The following is a 7,415-nucleotide window of genomic DNA, read 5'->3' on the forward strand; positions in this document are numbered from 1 at the left end:
GCTCCCCTGCCCCCCTGCGGCGCATCTAGAGGAAACCAAATCTTTTCACCATCATCTCCGAAAGGGCGATCGTTTATGGCAGGTTCATTCATATCATTCCAAATTCCTGCCACACCAATATCAGTTAAGCTTTTGTGTAAATCAGCCCACCAGTTACTCACATCAGGACGTAAAAAATCAGGAAAAACAGCTTTCTCAGGCCAAACGTAGCCGTGGAACAACGTACCATCAGCTTTACGCACAAAATAATCGTTTTCTACTCCTTCGTCAAAAACATGATAATTACCTTCTGGTTCATACTTCACACCAGGATCGATAATTGTGACTGTTTTGAAACCATCCTCTGCTAAATCACTAATGAGTTTTGCCGCATTGGGGAAACGTTGAGGACTCCAAGTAAACACTCGATAGCCCCGCATATAGTCAATATCCAAGTGAATAACATCGCAAGGAATGCGGCGTTGACGAAATTCCTTTGCTAGTTCCCGCACAACGTTTTCTGATTCGTAACTCCAACGGCATTGATGATAACCTAGCGCCCATTTCGGCGGTAATGGCATTCTCCCAGTTAGCTGAGTGTAAGTCTCCAGGATTTGGGCTGGTTCCGGGCCGTAGATAATGTAATAATCCAATTCACCGCCACGAGTTTCCATCTTCCAAATACCTGGTTGTTCAGCACCGATATCGAACTGACTCCAAAAAGTGGTGTTGAAAAAGATGCCATAGCTTACTTGCGGACGCAAAGCCATAAAAAATGGAATTGCCTGGTACATTTCATCAGTTAGTGAATCATAATCTAGGGCATCCGTTGTCCAATTGGTTTTCACTTCGCTGAGTTTATCCAGAAAGCCTGTGCGTTCACCAAAGCCATAGAAATGTTCATCGGCTGCAATTTCCTTCCACCCTGCAACTGCACCCATCCGCCAACCCATCCCCATATCCGCATCTTGGGCGAAGGGACGATTAGCTTTATCAAAACAGGCGATGCGACATTTTTCCCGCTGAACGCACACACGAATCTGTGTTGTTTCAATTTCTACTGTTGCTTCAGTTTCCCGCACTTCAAAAGGTGTTATTGCCCATTCTGCATCATCTGGCGTCACTGCCCAAGAGCGACGAGGCATAAATTCCCCAGTTGGTGCAAAACGCACACGGATTAAATTCGGAGTAAGTACGCTGATGGTCAGGCGTGAGTCGTCACAGTCAAAATTAACAATATTATTTTCCCAGCTTACAGATTTTACATTGCTAACAGTTGTCCAAGCTTGGTTTGTGGTGGGTAATTTTCCGAAATATTGCGGCATATCAGTTATTTAGCTATTTAGCAGGTAAACACTTATCCGCATTCATGATTACAGAGATAGTCAGCCTCAAACTCTTTCTTTCGCTAGAGGTTGCTGAAAGATGAACAGATATTTTTTACCAAAATTGTTTTTATAATGTACAAATTTGTGCATTGGTCTATCAATAGGCGATAAATATCAAAGTTAAAATTGCATAATTTAAACGAATTTTCTGGAATAGGCTAATGTAGTAATGTAGATTATTACTGTAGTACAGAAGGAGGACGAACTATGACTGAGTTGCTAGCAGTCCGGGTTACTTTGACCATCCCAACTCAAAGAACGCAAGGCGCAGAGATTCTGTTCAGTCCTCTTTTTTACAGGAATGGAAACTAGAATTCACAGACATTCTGGTGCGGGGAGTTCTCCTGCATAGAAGTGTCTTCCTCTGTGGAACCTTGTGCAAAACAAGTAGCACACATCGAGGAAACATCAATGAATTTGGATTATTTAGGCTGGAGTGACTTTTTTGCTCGCAGCTTTGAACCCTATCGCTTACAAGGATTTAGCGTTAGTAGGGTTGCCATTGAATACAGAAATACTTACACCCTCTATAGTGAACAAGGGGAACTTTCAGCAGAAGTTTCAGGTAAATTGCGGCATCGTGCTTCTCAACCACAAGATTTTCCTGCCGTTGGAGATTGGGTTGTGATTAGTGTCAGAGAATCTGAAGGACGAGCTACTATCAACGAGATTTTACCCAGGAAAAGCAAATTTTCTCGCAAAACGGTGGGTAGTAAAATAGAAGAACAAATTGTTGCAGCGAATATTGATACAGTCTTCTTAGTCTCAGGATTGGATGGCGATTTTAACCCAAGAAGAGTTGAGCGTTATCTGATTCTGGCTTGGGAAAGTGGTGCAAATCCGGTAATTGTGTTAAACAAAGCAGATTTGTGCAACTCTCTAGAAGAGTATTTAACCCAAGTAGAAGCAGTTGCTTTGGGTGTACCAATTGTAGTTTTAAGTGCCACCAATCATCAAGGATTGGATGCCTTAAAACCTTACTTGCAACCAGGACAAACAGTTGCTTTGTTAGGGTCTTCTGGTGTTGGTAAATCCACCATCACCAACCAACTGCAAGGTGCATCTGTCCAAGTTGTGCAACCAGTACGGCAAGGTGATGACCGAGGTAGACATACAACAACTAATCGTGAGTTGATTTTGCTCTCTACTGGCGGATTAATTATTGATACTCCAGGAATGCGGGAAATCCAAATTTGGGCAGGTGATGAAGGTTTACAAGAAACTTTTGCAGACATCGAAATCTTGGCGCAAGAATGCCATTTCCGCAATTGTCAGCATAACAACGAACCGGGTTGTGTCGTGCAGCAGGCTTTGGCTGAGGGAGAACTTGATTATTCCAGGTTTCTTAGCTACCAAAAGTTACAAAAAGAACTTGACTACCTTAACCGCAAACAAGACCAGAGGGCGCAATTAGCTGAGAAAGAACGATGGAAGAAGATTCATAAATCCATGCGAAATCATCACAAGCGCTAGTTGCAAAGGTGTCAGTACGGAATGGCACTAAGAAAAGGTAAATTGTTGAAGCAGCAAGGGGGCAGAGGAGCAGGGGAGCAGGGGAGCAGAGGAGCAGGGGAGCAAACAAGAGGATGGGGAACTTTTGAGTAAAGTGCTTTGTTGCAAACTCTTTTCCCTCTGCTCCACTGCAACCCTTACGCTGCCTACTATACGGCTTAACTTAGTGCCAGTTCAACGACCGGTCATTTGCTCCAGCTTTTCGGGATACCGAGCGCCTTGCACTGCGATCTTGGAGGCGGCGTCATCGATGTCATGTAAATCGTTGGGCGTGAGTTCGACTGAGACTGCCCCGATGTTTTCGTCCAAACGATGCAACTTTGTGGTGCCTGGGATCGGAACAATCCACGGCTTCTGGGCAAGCAGCCAGGCGATCGCAATTTGAGCAGGTGTAGCCTGCTTCCGTTCTGCGATGCTGCCGAGCAAAGTGATCAAAGCCTGATTTGCCTTGAGAGCCTCCGGTGTGAAGCGAGGCAGGGTGCTGCGGAAGTCGGAGCTGTCAAAAGTCGCGTTTTCGTCGATCTTGCCTGTGAGAAAGCCCTTGCTCAAAGGGCTGTAGGGGACAAAGCCGATGCCAAGTTCCTCCAGGGTCGGTATCACTTCCGCTTCAGGCTTTCTCCACCACAGTGAGTACTCGCTCTGGAGAGCAGCAATCGGCTGAACGGCGTGGGCGCGACGAATCGTTTGCACTCCTGCTTCCGAGAGTCCAAAGTGCTTCACCTTACCTGACTGAATCAGTTCTTTCACCGCTCCTGCCACATCTTCGATCGGCACGTTCGGGTCAACCCTGTGCTGATAGAGGAGGTCGATCGCCTCCACCTTGAGTCGCTTGAGCGAACCCTCCACGGCTTCCTTAATATGCTCCGGTCGGCTATTCAGTCCGGGTGAACCCTTCATGCCACGGGGATCGGAATTCGGACTGATGTCGAACCCGAATTTGGTGGCAATGACCACTTGCCCGCGGAAGGGAGCGAGGGCTTCGCCCACCAGCTCTTCGTTTAGGAACGGACCGTAGACCTCGGCGGTGTCAAAGAATGTAATGCCGCGATCGATAGCGGCCCCCAGAAGAGCAGTCATCTCTTGTGTGTCTTTGGGCGGGCCATAAGAAAAACTCATTCCCATACAGCCCAGCCCGATCGCCGAGACTTCCAAATTACTGTTTCCAAGTTTGCGTTTCTGCATTTTTTGAACTCCTGTCTTTGATTTAAAGGTGAATTAAAGATCGGAACTGTCCTACTCCAGGATCGGGTCTGGTATTGTTCATCGCTGACCTGTTCCATTTAGTCCACAGTTTTGCCGTCGCTCTGTTACTGAATGGCGATGTGCATCATGTCCGTAGATTTGATGATGATGCTTCTTGTGCGATCGCTAGAACGAACCGTCTGTTGATTTCGATAGCTCTTCATGGGCGCGCGTCGCCTGCAACCGTTCCTCGACAGCCGGCGCGATCGCCGTAAGGGCATCACTTCCGGCAACGAACAACTTCGGCGGATTCTCCATCCCGACAATTTTGACCAGAGCATCCACCTGCCGAGTTCCTCAATCATGCGGGCCGTTTCTTGATTGTCAGCGACCACCACATTAGCGCCGTCGTGCGGCCAATGCCCCTCCCCGCTCCGGTGACAAAGGCCACCTTACCTGTGAAGTTTCTATTCGAGTTGGGTAGATGTTTTCTCCTGCCAGTTGCTCGTTTACCGACTGAGATGCTGATTGAAAAAGGACGCAAGCTTGTCCCACGGGATAAGGTTTACTCGATCGTACAAATCGACGTGTCCCGCGTTCGGAACGATGTAGAGATCCTTTGGCTCGGCTGCACGCTTGTAAGCATCTTCACTGAACTCTCTGGAGTGTGCATCTGCCCCCGTGATGAACAGCATGGGACGAGGCGAAATCGTCTCGATGTCGTTGAACGGGTAGAAGTTCCCGAACTTGACGATGCTGGTCAGTGTCGGGTGCGTTGTCAGGTTCGGCGACGAACTTTTGGGGGTGTATTCGCCTCTGGAAGTGCGGTAAAAGTCATAAAACTCACGCTGAATGGGGTGGGTGTTCTTGTTAAGCTCATGCACCGTGCCGCCCGTGTATTTGGTCTCGCCGCCGGTGAACTCCACGTAGCGCTGTTCAGCCGCCTCTGCGATGGCTATCTTTCTTTGTTCGAGGGTTGTCGAATGCCTCAGCCCATTACGGTAGGCCGCACCCATGTCATACATGCTGACCGTCGCAATAGCCTTCATGCGCGGGTCGATCTTGGCGGCACTGATGACGAAGCTGCCGCTGCCGCAAATCCCAAGAACGCCAATCCGGTTCCTGTCAATGAATGGCCGGGTGCCCAGAAAATCGACCGCAGCACTGAAATCCTCGGCTTGCGTCACGTTGCACTTGACGGCGATCGCTCGTCCGCCGAGTTCTTCGATCATGTGTGCCGTTTCTTGATTGCCCTGTTCTAAAACGTCGGCGACCACTACATTAGCGCCCTCACGGGCAAATGCCAGCGCCGTAGCTCGACCGATGCCGTTCGCTGCTCCAGTCACAAACGCAACTTTTCCTGTGTACTTTCCATTCTCGTTCGTTTTCATGATTTTTTTCCTTTAATTCTTTACCTAATAAGGTCTTAAAACCACCAGATGCAGAGATCAGTTGGGATATTGCTCGTCGCTGACATACTCCAGCCAGTCCACTGGTTTGCCATCGAGTTCTTCGTGAATGGCAATGTGCGTCATGGCTGTGGTGGCTGTAGCTCCGTGCCAGTGTTTCAGTCCGGGCGCAATTCGGACAACATCACCTGGTCTGATTTCCTGAATTTGTCCGCCCCATTGCTGGACATAACCAGACCCAGCAGTCACAATCAGGGTCTGTCCCAATGGGTGGGTGTGCCATGCTGTCCGAGCGCCAGGCTCAAACGTGACACTGGCTCCAGACGTGCGTGCTGGATCGTGCGCCTCGAATAGGGAATCAATGCGTACAGTGCCGGTAAAATAATCAGCCTGCCCTTTGGCAGAAGGCTGTGAGCCACTTCTTTTGATGTCCATTTTCTTAATTCCTTCACTTGATCTAATTTTGGTGGCTAGGAGACAAGTCTCTTACCCAATCAAAACTGAGTTTTCTATTAAATAAAAATCCAGAATGCTTATAAGAAGCTAAAATCATTTTTTATTGCTTTAGCTTCATTCTATGAATCCTGAAGAACAAGTAATAGGACGATCGTCTAAGATCGTTGTACAATTCTGCAAACTTAGAAATGAACGCTGCCAAAACGAGTGAAAAGCCCGATCGCGATTTAATGAACGACCCGCAGGCAAAGCGCGAGGTAGACAGAGCGCAAGCCAACAGAGACGAACTGAAAGAGCTGATTGCACACGCGATTCCTCATGATGGGGCGATTGAGCCGCTCAAAGGCTTGCACTTTAACCGCTCCTCCTCGCCTTCGGAATGCGTTCATAGTGTCTCTATCCCTGCGTTTTGTGCGATCGCTCAGGGCAGCAAAGAAGTTCTTTTGGGTAGCGATCGCTATCAGTACGACCCGATGCATTATCTGCTGGCTACGGTCGAACTGCCGATTGTCAGCCAAATTCTGGAAGCGTCCAAAGCGCAACCGTACTTTAGCCTTCGCCTCGATCTCGACCCTACTCTCGTTGGCTCAGTGATGGTCGAGGCAGGGTATCCCTCATCGCGTAGCCGTGCTGATGTGAAAGCGATTGACGTAAGTCCATTGAATGCAAATCTGTTGGACGCTGTAGTGCGGCTCGTCAGGCTTTTGGATTCCCCTGCTGAAGCTCATGTTCTCGCACCACTGATTAAGCGGGAAATCATTTACCGACTCCTGATGGGAGAGCAAGGTAATCGGCTCCGTCATATTGCAGTTCTGGGTGGCTACACCTACCACATCGCCAGAGCCGTCGAGCAACTTCGTAAAGACTTTAATGAGCCGCTTCGGATTGAAAACATCGCACGAGAGCTGGGAATGAGTGTATCGGGCTTCCACCATCACTTCAAGATCAGGATTTAGTTGCTACCAAACATTTAATGTTGCATCAGGGAATGAGTGTATCGGGCTTCCACCATCACTTCAAGTCTGTCACTGCAATGAGTCCCTTACAGTACCAAAAGCAACTGCGGCTCCAGGAGGCTCGCCGTCTGATGCTGGGGGAAAAGCTTGATGCTACCAGTGCTGCCTACCGCGTGGGTTACGACGATGCCTCGCATTTTAATCGCGAGTACAAGCGGCTTTTTGGTGCGCCACCAATGCGCGATGTGGAGAGGCTGCGAGAAGCTGCTAGGGAGACTGCTAGTTCAATATGATGACAAAATTTTTGACTGCAAAAATAAGAATTTCTGTTTTCTTTTTCCAACATTAGTTTTAAATACTTTTATCAAATTTCCAAAAGCATCTAACTGCACATATTGGCTATGACAAATAATTTCATTAACTAGTTAATAGCCAAAAGTGTTGAATGTTAATAAAAATCCGATAAAAATAGCCCAAAATATGTTAAATTTTGGGCGGAAGATTAAAGTATATCTATTTGATAGTGATTATAA

General features: G+C 47.8%; 6 protein-coding genes and 1 pseudogene. 3 read left to right on the plus strand and 4 right to left on the minus strand.

From position 1 onward, the window contains the following. On the minus strand, window positions 1-1,304 hold a 1,304-nt coding region (locus tag IQ229_RS06350), incomplete at its 3' end, for a glycoside hydrolase family 31 protein (RefSeq protein ID WP_194042255.1). Window positions 1,305-1,778: 474 nt separating this feature from the next. Here IQ229_RS06350 and rsgA point away from each other — a divergent pair. Beyond that, window positions 1,779-2,840, plus strand: a complete 1,062-nt coding sequence (gene rsgA / locus IQ229_RS06355) for a ribosome small subunit-dependent GTPase A (RefSeq protein WP_194042265.1) — start codon at window positions 1,779-1,781, stop codon at window positions 2,838-2,840. A gap of 213 nt (window positions 2,841-3,053) precedes the next feature. On the opposite strand, the gene IQ229_RS06360 is transcribed toward rsgA, so the two are convergent. Next, the gene (locus IQ229_RS06360) at window positions 3,054-4,061 is read right to left on the minus strand and encodes an aldo/keto reductase (protein WP_194042257.1); all 1,008 of its coding nucleotides are present in this window, start codon (window positions 4,059-4,061) and stop codon (window positions 3,054-3,056) included. Window positions 4,062-4,135: 74 nt separating this feature from the next. On the opposite strand from IQ229_RS06360, the gene IQ229_RS06365 reads away from it, so the two are divergent. Continuing rightward, a complete protein-coding gene (locus IQ229_RS06365) occupies window positions 4,136-4,336 on the plus strand; it encodes a hypothetical protein (protein WP_194042259.1) in 201 nt (66 codons plus the stop codon). 234 nt (window positions 4,337-4,570) lie between these two features. Here IQ229_RS06365 and IQ229_RS06370 read toward each other — a convergent pair whose 3' ends face one another. Beyond that, on the minus strand, window positions 4,571-5,452 hold the full coding sequence (locus IQ229_RS06370) for an alpha/beta hydrolase (RefSeq protein WP_194042261.1): 882 nt from the start codon (window positions 5,450-5,452) through the stop codon (window positions 4,571-4,573). Between the two features lie 57 nt (window positions 5,453-5,509). Further along, a complete protein-coding gene (locus IQ229_RS06375; RefSeq protein ID WP_194042263.1) occupies window positions 5,510-5,905 on the minus strand; it encodes a (R)-mandelonitrile lyase in 396 nt (131 codons plus the stop codon). A gap of 209 nt (window positions 5,906-6,114) precedes the next feature. Between IQ229_RS06375 and IQ229_RS06380 the strand changes: the two are divergent. After that, a pseudogene (locus IQ229_RS06380) lies at window positions 6,115-7,175 on the plus strand (AraC family transcriptional regulator). The last annotated feature ends 240 nt before the right edge of the window (window positions 7,176-7,415 follow it).

The organism is Nostoc cf. edaphicum LEGE 07299, assembly GCF_015207245.1.
Taxonomy (GTDB): Bacteria; Cyanobacteriota; Cyanobacteriia; order Cyanobacteriales; family Nostocaceae; genus Nostoc; species Nostoc edaphicum_B.

What these genes read in the sequence shown, in the direction of transcription:
- rsgA (WP_194042265.1), top strand. Translation starts at nt 1,779, where the DNA reads ATGAATTTGGATTATTTAGGCTGGAGTGACTTTTTTGCTCGCAGCTTT.
- IQ229_RS06360 (WP_194042257.1), bottom strand. Translation starts at nt 4,061, where the DNA reads ATGCAGAAACGCAAACTTGGAAACAGTAATTTGGAAGTCTCGGCGATC.
- IQ229_RS06370 (WP_194042261.1), bottom strand. Translation starts at nt 5,452, where the DNA reads ATGAAAACGAACGAGAATGGAAAGTACACAGGAAAAGTTGCGTTTGTG.
- IQ229_RS06375 (WP_194042263.1), bottom strand. Translation starts at nt 5,905, where the DNA reads ATGGACATCAAAAGAAGTGGCTCACAGCCTTCTGCCAAAGGGCAGGCT.